At 69.3% G+C, this 15600-nt stretch carries 15 protein-coding genes and 2 pseudogenes; 10 read left to right on the top strand and 7 right to left on the bottom strand.

The features are described 5' to 3' along the window. Positions 1-241 precede the first annotated feature (241 nt). From QNO07_RS10540 to QNO07_RS10530, 3 genes and pseudogenes are all read right to left on the bottom strand, one after another. A pseudogene (locus QNO07_RS10540) lies at positions 242-370 on the bottom strand (helix-turn-helix domain-containing protein); the annotation flags it as partial. A gap of 42 nt (positions 371-412) precedes the next feature. Next, positions 413-1069, bottom strand: a complete 657-nt coding sequence (locus tag QNO07_RS10535) for a hypothetical protein (RefSeq protein ID WP_283991488.1) — start codon at positions 1067-1069, stop codon at positions 413-415. Positions 1070-1186: 117 nt separating this feature from the next. Beyond that, positions 1187-1591: a hypothetical protein gene (locus QNO07_RS10530; RefSeq protein ID WP_283991487.1), complete on the bottom strand. Its 405-nt coding sequence runs from the start codon at positions 1589-1591 to the stop codon at positions 1187-1189. A gap of 739 nt (positions 1592-2330) precedes the next feature. Between QNO07_RS10530 and QNO07_RS10525 the strand changes: the two genes are divergently transcribed. Beyond that, positions 2331-2930 (top strand): dihydrofolate reductase family protein, encoded by a 600-nt coding sequence (locus QNO07_RS10525; protein ID WP_283991486.1) that lies wholly within the window; start codon positions 2331-2333, stop codon positions 2928-2930. Positions 2931-3212: 282 nt separating this feature from the next. After that, positions 3213-4016: an SCO4225 family membrane protein gene (locus tag QNO07_RS10520; RefSeq protein ID WP_283991485.1), complete on the top strand. Its 804-nt coding sequence runs from the start codon at positions 3213-3215 to the stop codon at positions 4014-4016. 117 nt (positions 4017-4133) lie between these two features. Here QNO07_RS10520 and QNO07_RS10515 read toward each other — a convergent pair whose 3' ends face one another. Continuing rightward, positions 4134-4382 (bottom strand): DUF397 domain-containing protein, encoded by a 249-nt coding sequence (locus tag QNO07_RS10515; protein ID WP_283991483.1) that lies wholly within the window; start codon positions 4380-4382, stop codon positions 4134-4136. Next, positions 4379-5215, bottom strand: coding sequence for a helix-turn-helix domain-containing protein (locus QNO07_RS10510; RefSeq protein WP_283991482.1), 837 nt, complete (start codon positions 5213-5215; stop codon positions 4379-4381). Before QNO07_RS10510 ends, QNO07_RS10515 begins: the two co-directional genes overlap by 4 nt. 113 nt (positions 5216-5328) lie before the next feature. On the opposite strand from QNO07_RS10510, the pseudogene QNO07_RS10505 reads away from it, so the two are divergent. Continuing rightward, positions 5329-5757, top strand: a pseudogene (locus QNO07_RS10505) (ATP-binding protein); the annotation flags it as partial. Positions 5758-5830: 73 nt separating this feature from the next. Here the strand turns inward: QNO07_RS10505 and QNO07_RS10500 are convergent. Together QNO07_RS10500 and QNO07_RS10495 are read right to left on the bottom strand one after the other, a co-directional pair. Continuing rightward, positions 5831-6583 carry a peptidoglycan-binding domain-containing protein gene (locus QNO07_RS10500; protein ID WP_283991480.1) on the bottom strand — a complete coding sequence of 251 codons (753 nt, stop codon included), beginning with the start codon at positions 6581-6583 and terminating at the stop codon, positions 5831-5833. Between the two features lie 259 nt (positions 6584-6842). Beyond that, positions 6843-7883, bottom strand: coding sequence for a helix-turn-helix transcriptional regulator (locus QNO07_RS10495; protein WP_283991479.1), 1041 nt, complete (start codon positions 7881-7883; stop codon positions 6843-6845). A 165-nt stretch (positions 7884-8048) separates the two neighbouring features. Here QNO07_RS10495 and QNO07_RS10490 point away from each other — a divergent pair, with 165 nt between their 5' ends. The 7 genes from QNO07_RS10490 to QNO07_RS10460 all read left to right on the top strand — a co-directional run bounded on the left by QNO07_RS10490 (position 8049) and on the right by QNO07_RS10460 (position 15588). Next, on the top strand, positions 8049-8195 hold the full coding sequence (locus QNO07_RS10490) for a hypothetical protein (protein ID WP_283991478.1): 147 nt from the start codon (positions 8049-8051) through the stop codon (positions 8193-8195). A 40-nt stretch (positions 8196-8235) separates the two neighbouring features. Further along, a complete protein-coding gene (locus QNO07_RS10485; protein ID WP_283991477.1) occupies positions 8236-9441 on the top strand; it encodes an ATP-grasp domain-containing protein in 1206 nt (401 codons plus the stop codon). Beyond that, on the top strand, positions 9438-10304 hold the full coding sequence (locus QNO07_RS10480) for an ATP-grasp domain-containing protein (protein WP_283991476.1): 867 nt from the start codon (positions 9438-9440) through the stop codon (positions 10302-10304). Before QNO07_RS10485 ends, QNO07_RS10480 begins: the two co-directional genes overlap by 4 nt. A 283-nt stretch (positions 10305-10587) precedes the next feature. Continuing rightward, complete coding sequence (locus tag QNO07_RS10475) at positions 10588-11976, top strand: nitrate/nitrite transporter (protein ID WP_283991475.1); 1389 nt, start codon at positions 10588-10590, stop codon at positions 11974-11976. A gap of 258 nt (positions 11977-12234) precedes the next feature. Then, on the top strand, positions 12235-13365 hold the full coding sequence (locus tag QNO07_RS10470) for a uroporphyrinogen-III synthase (RefSeq protein ID WP_283991474.1): 1131 nt from the start codon (positions 12235-12237) through the stop codon (positions 13363-13365). A gap of 271 nt (positions 13366-13636) precedes the next feature. Beyond that, entirely contained in the window at positions 13637-14839 is a 1203-nt protein-coding gene (locus QNO07_RS10465) for a hypothetical protein (protein WP_283991473.1), read from the top strand. Positions 14840-14898: 59 nt separating this feature from the next. Next, a complete protein-coding gene (locus QNO07_RS10460) occupies positions 14899-15588 on the top strand; it encodes a hypothetical protein (RefSeq protein ID WP_283991472.1) in 690 nt (229 codons plus the stop codon). Positions 15589-15600 lie beyond the last annotated feature (12 nt).

Raw genomic sequence — 15600 nt, 5'->3', positions numbered from 1 at the left:
CCCCCTGGTCACGCGGTCGCCCTCAGGCTTCGCACCAACGGCAGGAAGCTGGAGGTCACCAGTTGCCTTTCCCGATCGGTGTGGCCTGCCTACAGTCTCCCAGCCCTTGGAGCGATCGGTAGAGGCAACCTGGCCATCCACAAAGCCAGCGAGCACTCTCAGCGCCGTCTCTCCAGGGTGAGAACGGCCTTGGTGATGACTGTCAGCCGTTCGGGCTGATGTGCGGGCTCTGCGGAAGATCTGCCAGGACGGATGCGTGGGCGGTGCCGACGGATTTCCCGGATCCGGCCGCGATACGGGCGAGGGCGTCGTGGCGGCGCAGGTACAGCAGAGCGGCGAGCGCACGCTGGTCCGGCGGGAGTGTGCACCGCCCTCACCAGCGCCACCCGATCAGTGGCCACGCTGAGAACGCTCACTCAGCCGGCGCCGGTGCCGCGCATGACTTCCACCCCTCCCCCCACCGAGGCGCATCGGTGCTGGCAGCAGTCACGACCTCACTGATTCGACTTCCGCCACCGCCGTCAGGTCCGATAGTGGTGACCGTGCGGTCGGGGTATTCACCACCATGATCCACGTATTCGAAAGTGATGAATCCGTCATTCCGCTCCCATTTGGCCCCACCTTTGGTGACCTTGGCGTCATCAGGGATCGCCTTGGGTCCGAAGAGCTCCTTCAGTAGTACTCGAACGGTGATTGGATGGGGTTCAGGCATGACGTCTGTGGACTGGGAACATGCACGCCAGTCACGGATCTCCAGTTTCTCAGGGCTCTCCGATTCCCACCAGCGCTCCTCGGCCAGGCCGTAGTCACCTTCGATGCGGAAGTGGATTACAGATATATCACCCGACCGGTGGAGGGCAGAGATGTTGACGCTAGTGCCCGTTGAGCCTCGGGGGTCATCCCGAGGCGTACTTCCAAGATCTGACGTCTCACGAAAAGTCACCCGAAGCGTTTCTGTGTCCCTGTCGGCCGAGGGCTGCGACTCGGCGCATCCAATCGGGATCAGGATGCCGCCAAAGACCGCAACGACCACCAGGACAAGCGGCGACGCTTTCTTCGCTCTTTCCACGCCATCCACCCCCACTGCGCTCCACAATGAGCTGCGAGATTCCTCGGAACTGGTGCTACGGGGTGGCCGGCTCCAACTGTGACCAGCCACCCCGACCTGCAATTCCAGCGTTACCGATCAGCAGGTGAAGCGATTTGAGGGGCTTGAACCGCTACCACTCTGGGTGCCACGACGCACCGTGCCGTGAGTTCGGTAGTTCTGGTTCCCGCTGTCCTTGCAGCTTTTCACGAACCTGACGTGGAGGTAGTCACTCTTGTCCTTCACCGAATCCATCGTGCTCCACCCATGCCACCGATGACGCTGCAGATAGCCGGAGAGCTTGTGGTACTTGCAGTAGTTGTTCGACTGGACGACACCCTCCACGTTGCTGCCGTTCTTGTATGGCTGATACGTCCTGAGCAGGCACTGATTGAGAGCCGAGAAGTCACCCTCGGCCTCCAGGCCTACCATGGCAGGGGAGGCGCTGTTCTTCTCCTGGGAGGCCACTGCCGACCCCGACAGCGACAGGACTGTCGTCGCCACCAGGAGCACACCAGTTCCCGTACTGACGATCCGTGAAGAGAAAGACAATTTCACTCCTTTGTCAAGGAGGAGCACTCACGAGCTGGAAAAAGCCCCGTACCCCCCCCGCTCGTCGGGCAATGAGACCACCGCCCGAATCAACACGCAGCTACTACACGGTTGGCTGGTAGCCGTGGGGCCGGATCACCTCATCGCCCTGGAAATTCTCAACGAATACAGTGAAGCGGCTGAATTTCTGATCAGTAGGAGATTGACACCGTGGCGAGGCAAGGACAGGCGGGAGAATCTCGCATCGACGGATTCCCAAGCCATCCTCCCTGCGGCGGCGACTGCCGCGTGCCGGTCCGATCAGCCCTCCCCATCCTCGACCGACACCGAGTGCCACTGCCGACAGCGAACGAGCAACCATTCCGCGCTCATGCTCCGCCTCTTCCCTTTAGGGTCATCGCCCGATGTCGAACGCCGGGCCATGCGCAAGGCGCTCACCCCGCCCCCGGCAACCGCCTTCCCTTGAAGATTCCCAGAGACCCACGTGTTCGTCTTTGACCGGTGACGCACGGATGGTTGACCGGCAGTGCACAGCCGGTCGAACTCCGGCACCCGTGCCCGTGCGCGGCGATGCCGTGAATGCGGCAGATCCGGCTGGCAGTCGGACTCGGCGTTCCACGCGCGATGAGTTCTGCCATGCGCCCTCGTCCGTATCCACAACGCGCCATCAACCGCATGCGAGGAGAGCGCCATGACCGCTGCCTACACCTGGGACGTCTTCACCACGCTCGACGGATACGGCTCCTACGGGCCCGACGGCGACGGGGGTGGCTACTGGGGAAAGCAGGGGCCCGAGTTCCTTGAAGACCGCCTTGCCTCGATCAGCGAGGAGCAGCGGATGGTTCTCGGGGCCAACACCTTTCGCCAGTTCGTGGAGCTGCTGGGCCCGATCCCGGAGGCCGACCTCGACCCGGTGAACTCCCGGATGCGAAGCATGCCGACGACGGTGGTGTCGAAGACGCTCGCGGGACCCGTCGCAGGGCCGGACGTGACCGTGGCGGCTGGCGACGCCGTTGAGGTCGTCGCCCGGCTCAAGGAGGAGTCCGAGGTGCCGCTGCGCTCGCACGGCAGCCTGTCGCTGAACCGGGCGCTGATGGCCGCAGGGCTCGTAGACCGCGTCCAGGTGACCGTCTTCCCCGTGATCAGCGGCAGGACCGGAACCGACCCGGTCTTCGCGGGTGCAGCCGACTTCGACCTCGAACTGCTCGGGAGCCGGACGTTCGACGGCCGCATTCAGGAACTCGTCTACCGGCCCGCCCCCGCGCCGGTGAACACGCCCATTCCCAGCTGAGCCTCCGGGCGCCCGACCCCCGTGCGGGCGCCCGGTCTCAGCGGCCTGCGGCGTCAGATGGCGTAGGAACCGGTCGAGCGCGTCTGTGGGGGCCTCGCCGGTACATGGGGAAAATGGCTGCTCGGTTTCTCTGCGGTAGTTGTCGTGCTGGGCGGCGATTTCACGCTCACCGAGGTTGCTTTTCTCCCTGGCCACCTCCGGACGCGGCCAGAAGCGATGCATGAATCGCGGTGGGGGTTCTGGCACTCTTCGAAACCCGTGCCGCTGTGAGTACCTGTACTCATGCTTGATCGCGCATCCCGGTCCAGTGTGGAGAGCGTCAACCTGAGCAACCCGAAGGAACTCGCGATGCCGCATGCCTCCACCCCGCGCCGCCTCCCGCGCACGCGTCGGCTCCTTGTGCTTGCCACGGACAACTGGCTCGCCCGGGGCTACTTGGCCCTCGTCGTCGCCTCGTTCTTCTTCCCGGCGAGTGTCTTCTTTCCAAACCCCCTGATGCTCACGGCACCCCTCTCCTTTCTAGTCCTGTTCCTCCCCTTCGGCCCCGGCACTGCGAGCAGCATGGCGGTCGGGGTGCTGGCCCTCGGCCTCTGGACCGTATGGCTTCTCCTGTGTGCCTTGGCGAACGCCGCCGTGCTCGGTGCCCTCGTCAAGAGGGTCCCCGCATCACCCAGCCTGCGTGAGTCGCTCCCGCAGCTCTCGGTTCCTTCCACACGGCAGGTGTCGGAAGAGGCGCTTACTGCACACTCCCGCCTGCGGAGGGCCCGGACCCTGCTGGCGCCCGCGGTGGACAACTGGCTCGCGCGCGGGTACCTGGTCGTGGTTGCGGGGGCGCTGGGTCTCTACCTCGGCACCATGTATCTGATGCCGGACCCGGGATACACCGCGGCCTGGACGATCTTGGCCACGGCGCCGTTCGGTCTCCTGGCCTTCCTGGTGTCGATACCGGCGGAGTATTCCTCGCTTATCTGGCTGCACCCGCTGGTGTTCATCGTCGGCGCGGTCCTGTCCGGGCTGTTCAACGCCGTGCTCCTCGGTCGGCTCGCACGCACTCTGAGGGCACCGGAGCTGCGCCCGGCCGCCTGAGGGGGCGTTGGGTCCGACTCCGGTGATGCCACGTCCGGGGGATACCGCCGATGCGGCGGTCCGCGTGGGACGTCCCACGCGGACGCGCGGCGTTCGGGGCGCCCGGAACGCCCGGGGTCAGTGGGACTGGCGGCGGGCGTGGGTGGTGAGGGCGGTGAAGGCTGCGGGGGTGACGGTGAGGACGGGGCCGTCGGGGTTCTTGGAGTCGCGGATGTGGACGGCGTCGGGGCAGGTGGCGACCTCGACGCAGTCGCCGCCCTCACTGCCGCTGTAGGAGGACTTGCGCCACTGGTAGGCGACTTCGAGGCAGGCGCCGCCTTCGTCGCCGCTGTGGCTGGACTTGAACCAGTTCAGTGCGGTGCTCATGCCTCTCCCAGCAGTCGGTCCAACAGGTCCCTGCTCTCCTCGGAGTTGAGAGCCTGGGTCCGCAGCATCGCATATTTCCTGGCCAGGATGCTGACCTCGTCGGGCTCGGAAACCAGCTGACTGCCGCGCTGGGTCTCGGTATAGGCCAGGTGTTCGTGGTCGGGGGTCTCCAGCAGGACGAAGGGCCCGTCCAGCCCTGCGTGGGTGCGGCGGCCGAAGGGCATGATCTGCACGGTGACGCCCGGTGTGCCGCAGCTCGCCCGCAGGTGGCGCATCATCTCCCGCCAGGTCTCCATGCCGCCCAGGCGGTCCATCAGCACGGCGTGGGAGACCACAAAGCTCACACTCGGCGGCACCCGTTGCTGGAGGATCTCCTGGCGTTCCATCCGGGACGCCACCTGCTGCTCGATCTCGTCCTCGTCGAGCACGGGGACGCGGCTGCGGAACACCGCTCGTGCGTAGGCCTCGGTCTGAAGCAGACCCGGCACCACCTGGTTCTGGAACGACGAAAGGGTCAGCGCCTCGCGTTCGCGGTCTACGAACTCGGCGGCCCAGACCGGGTACTTGTCCATCTCCGGCAGGTGCTCCAGTGCCACCGCCAACGCGCCGCCGGTGTGCAGCAGGGTGTCCAGTTCCTCGGCCAGCTCCGGTTTCAGCGGGCGCCTGCCCTGCTCGATCGAGGCGACCGTCTCGTACTCGGCGCACACCCGGGCCGCCAACTGCTCCTGGGTGAGTCCGGCGTTGCGCCGGAACAGGCCCACCTGGGCGCCGACCAGCCTCATCGCCGAGGCGTTCTTCCTGCGCTGCTTGCGCGGTGATGTACGTGGCTGCATACGTGCGTTACTCCCCCTGCCGACCCGGAAACGACCGGAAATCGACCCGTACGGACAATCTGTACGGGATCACTCCGTGGTGAAGGCTAGTCACTGGACGCGACCATCGGGGCATGCAAGAGGACTTTCAACACAAGCGGCTCCGGGAACGCCTCTTCCGCCGGGAGCGCCGCTCGGTACCGGCCGCTCGGGTGTTCGCCGCCCGCGCGCTCCTGGAGTGGGACCAGCTCGGCCGTGCCGAGGACGTACTGCTGTGCGTCAGCGAACTCGCCACCAACGCCCTGCTGCACGGCGTGCCGCCGGGACGCGGCTTCCGGATGCGCGTCGGGCTGACCCTGGACGGGTGCCTGACGGTGGAGGCCCATGACAGCGGTGGCGGACAGCCGCACATCCCGCAGCTATCGGATGGGGACGAGGCCGGGGCGGAGGCGGCGGCTCGCTGTGAGAGCGGGCGCGGGCTGCTGCTGGTTCGGGCGCTGGCGGACGAGTGGGGTGTGCGGGACCGTTGCCCTGGCAAAGTCGTCTGGTGTGTGTTCGACCCTCCCGAGCCGGTGCGCACACCGGGCCCGGCAGGGGCGTGCGGTCCGGCGGGGGCGCCGGGGGCGGTCGTCCCGCTCAGGTACGTGCTTCCAGATCCGCCCGGGTCCGGTCGCCGTACACCCCCGGTGCGTCACCGGTGATGCCGAAGAACGTCTGGTACTGGGCGACCGCGCGGCTCAGGTCCTCGTCGAACGTGCCGTCCACCCGCCGCTGCGGGTAGATCGACGGGAGGCCGCTCAACCGGGTCTGGAGGTCGGACACCGCCGGGCCGGTGTCGCCGCGCTGCAGTGCACCGCCGACCGTGTCCGGTTCCGGCTGCGGCGGCACGGGTGCGGCCGGCGGCAGCGGGGCCGTGATCGGTGGCTCCGCGTCCTCGTCCGCGCCGCCGTTCACACCCGTGCCGCCGTCCGCACCCGCGCCGGCTGACGGGTCGCCCGCCCCGGCGCTCGGCGGTGCGCCGGGTGCGCCCTGCTGGGCCGAGGACTGCTGCGAGGTGCCGAACGCGCCCCACTCCTCCAGCGGCGGCAGCGCGCCGGAGGACAGCAGCGTGATGGCGAGCGCGAAGCCCGCGCTGCCGGTCAGCACCGTCCAGGCGGCGGCCCGCAGTGGGCGGCGGCGCCTGCGCTGCGCCTGTTCCCAGTCGGACTCGTGCCGCATCGACGGCAGGAAGCCGGGGTCCTCGTCCCGGATCGGCGGAATGAGCCGGGTCGCGGACATCACCTGGGTGGCGTCCTCCGGCCCGGCCGGTCCGGGTGCGGACCGGCCGTCCGCGTTGCGGAACAAATGCAGGTCGTCCTCCCACGAGTGGGACCCGTGCCGGGGTGCCATCACAACCTCCTGTGCCGCATGCCTGCGCGGGTGGCTCCGCATGTACTGCCTGACCTGACCTGACCTCACCCCGCCCGGCCCGCCAGTTCTCCGCAGCCGTGCGAGTTCCCTCCGACGGAATACGCAGCGCGGCGGCGGGACGCTCAACGCAGCCGCGGATCACTTCGCCGAATCGTTCTCGGCGACCGGGGTGCGCGATCCTTTCGGCGACCGGGGGTGCACGGCCGGGCACCGGCACTCCCGCCGGGCGGGACGCGCGTCAGGAGAGCCAGCCGTTCATGGCGGCGCGCACCCCGGCCTGGAAGCGGCTGGTGGCATCCAGCCGGTCCATCAGGTTGGCGACGATGCGGCTGACCGAACGCGGCGAGATGCCGAGCTGGTGCGCGATCACCTCGTTCTTCTTGCCGCCCGCCATCAGCAGCAGCACGTCCCGTTCCAGCTCGCTCGGCTCGGAGCCGCCACCTTCCAGTCCCACACTGCCCACACCGCCCTCGTCGCCTCCGGCGCCCTCCCGCTCGGCCTCCTGCGGCGCGGTGAACTCCAGGCCGCGCTCCCAGTGGTGGTCGAACAGCCGCCGCAGGAAGCCCAGCATCGCCGGGTCGCGGACCAGGACGACACCGGCCGCCGGGTTCGCCGGATCGACCGGCAGCACCGCCGAACCGCGGTCGGTGATGAGCATGCGCGACGGCAGCACCCCGGTGCTGCGCACCTGTGCGCCCGCCGCGCTGATCCGCGCCGCGTACCGGGCGGTGGGCCGGTGCTTCTGCGCGCTGTGCTGGAACAGGGTGCGCATCCGCACGCCGCGGGCCAGCGTCTCCAGGTCCAGGGGGAGGGCCGAGCCGATGCTCGCCTCGTTCATGCCGCCGCCCGGCACCAGAGCGTCGACCGCCGTCGTGCAGTGCCGCGCCAGGTCGTCCATCACCGAGCGGATGCTGTCGATGCCCTCGATGACCTCGATGCTGCCCTTGTCCGAGCGCATGCTGCGGGCTTCCAGGTACTCGCCGGTGAGGGCGTGCAGCCGCGCCCGGGTGCTCGCGATGGCCGTCTGGCGCTCCAGTACGTCCTTCTGCGCGTTGGCCAGCAGCGTGTCCGCGGCGGTCTCCGGGCTGACCGCGGCCCAGCCGCCACCGGGCGCCGTCTGGAGCAGGCCCAGCGCGGCGAGCCGGGCCTCCGCCGCGGCGACGGCCTCGGCGGTGAGTCCGGCACGTGCCGCGATGCGTTCGGCGGTGTCGGTGGCGTGGATGACCCGAAGCCGGTAGACCCGGGAGGCCGTCGCGTCTATTTCGCCTGTCTCCAGCACAGTCCCAGCTTCCTTGATCTCATCCGAGCCTCCTGAGGCGACAACGTGCCAGGCGACATGCCGCCAGGGCAAACCCCTTGGAACCGCTGCCGCGCCACGTGAATATCAACCGTGGAATGCAGCGGTCGGTTGGGGACGCTGCCGAGTTCAACAGGGAGGAATCTTGTGAAGAGGTTCACTCGCGTCTTTGCCGTACCTTTCATCATCGCGCTGGCGTTCGGCGGCGCCCAGCTGGCCTCCTCGGGGGCGAGCCAGGCACCCGTCGCGGCACAGGTCGAGGCGTCCGGGGACACCAGCTGGTCCTGGGGCTGACACTCCCGTCGCAGCCGGCTGACACTCGGAGAATCTGCAGATGACCACGCTCGTCGTCAACGGTGGTCCGAGCGACGACTACGCGGAGATGCTTCCGGAACTCGCCTCCGACATGGTGGTGTTCACCGGGAATCCGCTGCCCGGACCTGAGCGGTACGCGCACTACGAGCAGGTCACCGGCATCGCGGCCGGGTCTTACGCCGAGCTGGCCGCTCTGCGGATGGCCGCCCGGGCAGTCGGTCAGGCGCCCTTCGAGCACGTCCTCACGGACAACGAGTACGACCTCGAACGGGTCGGCCGGCTGCGGGACCGGCTCGCCGTGCCCGGCCAGAGCGAGGCCAGCGCCCGGGCCTTCCGGGACAAGGCACTGATGAAGGACCTGGCCGCGCAGGGGGTGCCCGTTCCGGCGTACACCCGGCTGCGGTCCTTCCGCGACCTGGAGGGGTTCGTCGCCGAGCGGGGGTACCCGGTGGTGGTGAAACCCGTCAGCGAGGGCGGCTCGCGCGGGGTGACGGTACTGAGGTCGCAGTCGGACCTCGCCGCCTTCGGCGCACGGAGGTGGCGGCACGACCTGATGGCGGAGGAGTTCGTCCGCGGCGAGGTGTACCACGTCGACGCGGTCATCGCCCCGGACTTCCGCTTCGTGTCGGCCGGCCGCTACTACACCGGCTGCCTGGAGGCGCTGTCCGGCGCCAACAACGGCTCGGTCCTGCTCCACCCGCACGAACCGATGTCGGCACGGCTCGCCGACTTCTTCGACACGCTGATGAAAGTGATGCCCGCGCCGGAGGTCGGCGCATACCACCTGGAGGTGTTCCACACACTCGATGATCGCCTGCTGCTCTGCGAGGTCGCCTCGCGGGTGGGTGGAGCTCGCATCCCGCAGCTCATCCGCCGCACCTACGGCATCGACCCGAAGGAGACCTGGTTCCGGCTCGCCACCGGACTGCCGCTCCGCGCGGAACCCCTTGAGGTGCCGCGCGCGGTGCACGGAGAACTGTGCATCACCCCCCGCCCCGGACGGGTGGTGTCCGTCCCCGGGCCGCCGCCCTTCGACTGGGTGCGGGAGCACGTACCCAACCTCGCACCCGGTGACGTCAGTGCCGGACCGCTGCACAGCGCCGCAGGCGTCTGCTGGACCATCGTGGCCGGCGGCGACTCCAGCGAACTGATGGACCGGCTGCACACCTGCGAAGGCTGGCTTGAGGAGCACGTGGTCCACGGCGCTCCGGAGCCCGCCCCATGAGACCACCCCCCACGCCCACCGCCGTCCTGCTCAGCCCCCGCCTGCGGACGGTAAGGGCGGCACGCAGGGTCGGGGCCCGCACCCTCGTGGTGGGCCCCGACCTCGCGGCGCCCGGCATGCGGCAGACCGCCGCAGAGGCCGACGGCATGATCGAGGCCGACTGGAGCGACCGCCGCGCTCTCGTCGGCGCGCTCGGCGCGTTCGCCCGCCACGACCGCGCGGCCGTCTTCGGCTTCGACCCCGCCAGCGCGCTCGCCGCCTCGTGGGCCAACGCAGCGCTGCGACTGCCGGGCAACCCCCCACCGGTGGTCGCAGCGCTGACCGACCCGGCGGTGCTGAGGGACCGCACCAACCAGTTCACCGCCCACCCGGTGCGCTTCGAGCTGTGCGAGCCCGCCGCGCTGGCGAAGGCCGCGGCCAAGGTCGGCTTCCCCTGCACGGTGGTGCCGCGCGGCACCACCCCGGCCGGGAACCACACCCTGCGGGACGCTGCGTCCGCCCGGGAGCTGGCGACCACGCTGCCCGACGACGCGCCGCTGCTCGTCGAGCAGTACCTGCCGGGCCCGCGCTACGAGGCCGAGGCGCACTCCTTCGGCGGCGCACACACCGTGCTCGCCGTCCGTCCCGACCTGCGCCCCGACGAGGACCTCGATGAAGAACCGATTCGCCGCCTGGTCGGTGACGTCCTGGACGCCATCGACTACCGCGTCGGCCCGTCCCTGGTGTCCGTCGCCGCCACGCCCGACGGGCCGCGGCTGCTGACCGCCCGGCCCGGCGCCGGCCGCGACAGCGGGCTGTGCGCGCTGACCGTCGCCGCACAGCTCGACCTGCCACCACCAGCCGACCACGCCCAGGCCGGCTGACCCCCAGACGACCCGGCCGGGTCCGCCCGCGTCCCCCACCGCGGCCGGACCCGCCGGGTTCCCCCTCCCCGCAGGGCGCCACCCGAGCGCCACCGCCGGGCGCCACCGCGGGCGCCATCGCTGGGCTCCGCCGCCGGGCGTGCGCCGGGCGCGGCAGGGCCGCTCACCGAGCGCCCGCACGCCGCGTGAGAGCAAGGTTTCGCCCACGTCACGTGCCGCCACAACCACGAAACCCGCGCTTCCTACCTTCGGGAGTCACACCCCGAACCCTCCAGGAGGCGCCATGACAGCCCGGCCCGGCACACGCGAGGGAGGCCGCTGGATCGAGAAGTGGGACCCGGAGGACGAGACCTTCTGGAAGTCCGGCGGCGAACGAGTCGCCCGCCGCAACCTGATGTTCTCCATCCTGTCCGAGCACATCGGCTTCTCCATCTGGACGCTGTGGTCCGTCCTGGTGCTCTTCATGGGACCCGAGTACGGCATCGACCCGGCCGGCAAGTTCTTCCTGGTGGCCATGGCGACCCTGGTCGGCGCCTGCATCCGGGTCCCGTACACCTTCGCCGTCGCCCGGTTCGGCGGGCGCAACTGGACGGTGTTCGCCGCAGGCATGCTGCTGCTGCCGACCATCGCCGCCTTCGTCGTCATGGAACCCGGCACCTCCTACACCACGTTCATGCTGGTCGCCCTGCTCACCGGCATCGGCGGCGGCAACTTCGCCTCCTCCATGACCAACATCAACTCCTTCTTCCCGCTGCGGAAGAAGGGCTGGGCGCTGGGCCTCAACGCGGGCGGCGGCAACATCGGCGTGCCCGTCATCCAGCTCGTCGCGCTGCTGGTCATCGCCACCGCCGGAGCCGGCTCGCCCCGGCTGCTGCTCGGCATCTACCTGCCGCTGATCCTGCTCTCGGCCTACTGCGCGTGGCGGTACATGGACAACCTGGCGCCCGTCCGCAACGACACCGGCGCCGCCCGCGAGTCCGTCCGCGACCCGCACACCTGGATCATGTCGTTCCTCTACGTCGGCACCTTCGGCTCGTTCATCGGCTACAGCTTCGCGTTCGGCCTGGTCCTCCAGAACCAGTTCGACCGCACCCCGCTCCAGGCCGCCTCGCTCACCTTCATCGGACCGCTGCTGGGCTCCCTGATCCGCCCGGTCGGCGGCTGGCTCGCCGACCGCTGGGGCGGCGCCCGCATCACGCTGTGGAACTTCGCCGCGATGGCCGCCGCCACGGGCATCGTCATCGCCGCGTCCGTCCGCGAGTCGCTGCCGGTGTTCCTCATCGGTTTCGTCTGCCTCTTCGTCCTCACCGGCCTCGGCAACGGTTCCACCTACAAGATGATCCCCGGCATCTACCACGCCAAGGCCGTCTCGCTCGGACTCACCGGCGAGGAGGCGTCCCGCTACGGACGACGCCTCTCCGGTGCCGCCATCGGCCTCATCGGAGCGGTCGGCGCCGTCGGCGGGCTCGGCATCAACCTCGCCTTCCGGCAGTCCTTCCTCACCTCCGGCAGCGGCACCAGCGCGTTCGTCGTCTTCCTCGGCTTCTACCTGGTGTGCGGCGCAGTCACCTGGGCCGTATACCTGCGCCGCCCGCGCCCCACCTCAACCGCACCCGCCGCCGACGGCACCGCCCAGCCGGCCGAAACCGCCCCCGCCTTCGCCCGGGTCTGACCCCGACCGCCCGTCGCACCCCGGTGCGGCGGGCACGGCGACCCGCACCCCGTAACGCAGCGGAAATCCAGCCGAACCGAGCCTGTCACGCCGCACCGGCAGGCTCGGTAGCGGTCGGGCGGAAAGCCACCCGGCGACCGGCCAGGACACCTGGTCACACCGGGCCGGGGCACCTGGTCACACCGGGCCGGGGCACCGGGTCACACCGGGCCGCCGGGCCACACCGAGGCACACAACGCAGGACGAGGGCCGCAACCCATGCACGAGGTCAAACCACTCGACGGATTCACCATCGGGGTGACCGCTGCCCGCAGGGCCGAGGAACTCGGCACCCTGCTCACCCGCCGCGGCGCGACCGTGCAGCACGCACCGGCGCTGCGCATCGTGCCGCTCGCCGACGACAGCGAACTGCTGCGCGCCACCGAGCACCTGCTCGCCGACGCCCCCGACACCGTGATCGCCGCCACCGCCATCGGCTTCCGCGGCTGGATCGAGGCCGCCGACGGCTGGGGCCTGGGCGAGGCGCTGCTCGCCCGCCTGGGCACCGTCGAACTCCTCGCCCGCGGGCCCAAGGTGCGTGGCGCCATCCGGGCGGCGGGCCTGAAGGAGAAGTGGTCCCCGGCGTCGGAGTCCATGGCCGAGGTACTGGACCGGCTGCTCGCCGAAGGCGTCGCCGGCCGCCGCATCGCCGTCCAGCTCCACGGCGAACCCCTGCCCGGCTTCTGCGAGGCGCTGCGCGACAGCGGCGCCGAGGTCGTCACCGTGCCCGTGTACCGCTGGAGGCCCCCGCAGGACCTCACTCCGCTCGACCGGCTCGTCGAGGCCGTCATCGGCGGCGGCGTCGACGCCGTCACCTTCACCAGCGCACCCGCCGCCGCGTCCCTGATCGACCGGGCCGAACAGCTCGGCGTGCGCGAGGAACTGCTCGGCGCGCTGCGCCGCGACGTGCTCTGCGCCTGCGTCGGACCCGTCACCGCCATGCCGCTCCAGGCCCACGACGTGCCCACCACGATGCCCGACCGCTACCGGCTCGGGCCTCTGGTGCAGCTGCTCTGCCACGAACTGCCCGGCCGCACCCGCGTGCTGCCGCTGGCCGGGCACCGGGTCGAGATCCGTGGCCACGCCGCGGTCGTCGACGGCGACCTGCGTCCGGTGCCCCCGGCCGGCATGGCGCTGCTGCGCGCCCTCGCCCGGCGCCCCGGCTGGGTCGTGCCCCGGGCCGAGCTGCTGCGGGCCCTGCCCGGCTCCGGGCGGGACGAGCACGCCGTCGAGACGGCGATGGCCCGGCTGCGGTCCTCCCTCGGCGCGCCCAGGCTCATCCAGACCGTCGTCAAGCGCGGCTACCGCCTCGCCATGGACCCGACGGCCGACTCCAAGTACGCGGGCTGAGCCGCTCTAAGGGCTGTCGCACCGTATAAAGAGGAACCGTCCTTTCCGGTACGGCGATTACGTGCCTCGTCTGTTCGGGCCCAAGCGGGGGATACCTCAACTGATCCTCAAGTTCACGGACGGCCATTGATCGTGGCCAGTCAATGCTTTAGGTTGAAGGTGACCATTGAAGGGCGGTCGAGGGCCGCTGAAGGGCGGTCGAGGGCCGCCCTTTGTCCTCGCACGGACACCAAAACCGGGGGCCGGTACGAACATGAAGAACAACAGAAGAATGAAGCACTGGAAGGGGATTGCGGGAGGGGTCGCATGCACCCTCACCGTGCCGTTGGCGCTCGGCGGTGCGCCTGTCGCGCACGCTGCGGGGGCGGGGGGAGGCGCCGAGGCGCCTTTGGCTCTCGTCGGTGAACTTCCCGGTGACGTATCGCTGAATAACGCACGGTTCACGGTCCGGGCGCAGCCGGCGTCGGAGATCGATGAGGCGGTGAATGTCGGTGAAGTGGTTCCTTCGCTGGAACTTCCCGCCGAACTGGTGAAGGTGGAAGGCAACGAGTTCTCGCTCGGTGTCCGGCCCGCAGACCTCGGAGACCGCTTCATCGGGAGCGATGGCCTCGCGACCGTGAGTGTGGAGGTCTACCTCCCCGACACGAACTCCATTTCCGTGACGATGGCGAGTTTGCGGCTCGTTGACGGGAAGAGCTGGAGTGACCCGAACCACGTGGTGGAGACTGCGAAGAGCGGGGCCGGGGTCAGGGCCGCCGCCCCTGTGGCCTCCAAGCCTGTCCGGGTGAAGATGAAGCCGCACCCCCTGCCATCGGCCGTGACCAAGAAGGCCACCCGAAGTGCGGCGGCCCGGTCCGCTGGGGACGTGGGTACGCAGTCGGCCATCGAGAGGCTGCTGAAGACGTCCAACCGAACGGCCGTCATCGGGGCGACCTACCCGATCGGCGACCAGAAGGCGTCGATGTTCCACGGTTCCAACAGGGCGATCACCTACGGCGCGGCTGTCAACTACTCGAGCTGGACCGCCTCGGGCAGCAAGAGCATCAGCAACGGCTACGAGTTCACCTGGGCGTCGAAGAAGTCCATGCGCTCCCACCGTACCCAGGTGCGGTACGGGCTCTACTCCCACATGAACAAGGACGGGATCGAGCTTTACCGTACGTGGCGACCGATCGTGGAGACCGGAGTCACCGGTGAGGCCACATTGAGCAGCCGTCCGACCTGGAACAAGAAGGCGGCTCACTGCGGCACGCTGCCGACGGGCAGCTGGAGCAGGACCAGTTCCAGCGGCAAGAGCTACTCCCTCGCCGGCGGCGTGAAGATCAAGAAGGTCATCGGCATCGATCTCAGCACCAACCGCAACTACGCGTCGAACTCGAAGCTCACGTACAACCTCTCGTCGTCCACTCGCAAGCTGTGCGGCAACAACGAGAAGCCCGGTCTGGCAGGCAAGATCGCCCAGTACCGCAACTGAGCAGTACCGCGACCAAGAGGAACGGTGCAGTGAGAAGAACAGAGGACGCCCGCCGGAGCATGCCGCAGGCACGCTTCCGGCGGGCTTCCCGCTCGGCGGGACTGGCGCTGGTATCCGCGATCCTCTTCGTGGCCTCCTGCTCATCGGCCGATGGGGAGAGGGTGAAGCACGCGGACGGTGAAGGTCCGCTCTCCGATCAGTCGATGGGGACGACCCTTTCGGCACACGCCCCGAAGTCCACTCCCTGGGACGTGGCCTTCGGCGGCCATCTGCTGTGCACGACGGACGGCTCCGAAATCGAGATCGAGCGCTTTCGGCTGTCGATGGAGGTGGAACCGCTCAAGGAGGAACTGCTGCTGCGGACGCTGCGGCCCGCTGACCTGCCCGCCGACTGGGAGGACGGGGACACCACGCCGTACATCGTGCAATACGGTGGAGTCGGCAGGCTACCGGTCCTCGAAGGGGTCAAAATCGCCGGTCGGATCTCCCAAGCGAAGCCCGGTATGAAGGTCTCCCAGCACTGCGATGAGATAAGTGAGAAGACCGAGAACGGTTATACCGAACTCTTCACTCAATTCCGCGTGGACAAGCGCGGAGCCTACATGACAAACCTCCTGATCGACTACCGGGCGAACGGCAGGTCCTACACCCTCGACACGGAGTGGAGCGCCATCGCCTGCGGCAACGGCATTCCCCGCGTGGACGGCCAGGACTACTGCGACGGCACTCGGGACGATGACCCGCAATAAGGTCTCCGAGTG

The organism is Streptomyces sp. 549 (assembly GCF_030124175.1).
Lineage (GTDB): Bacteria > Actinomycetota > Actinomycetes > Streptomycetales > Streptomycetaceae > Streptomyces.
Note: the sequence above shows the minus strand (reverse complement) of the source record. Positions and strands in the feature narration are given on the sequence as shown.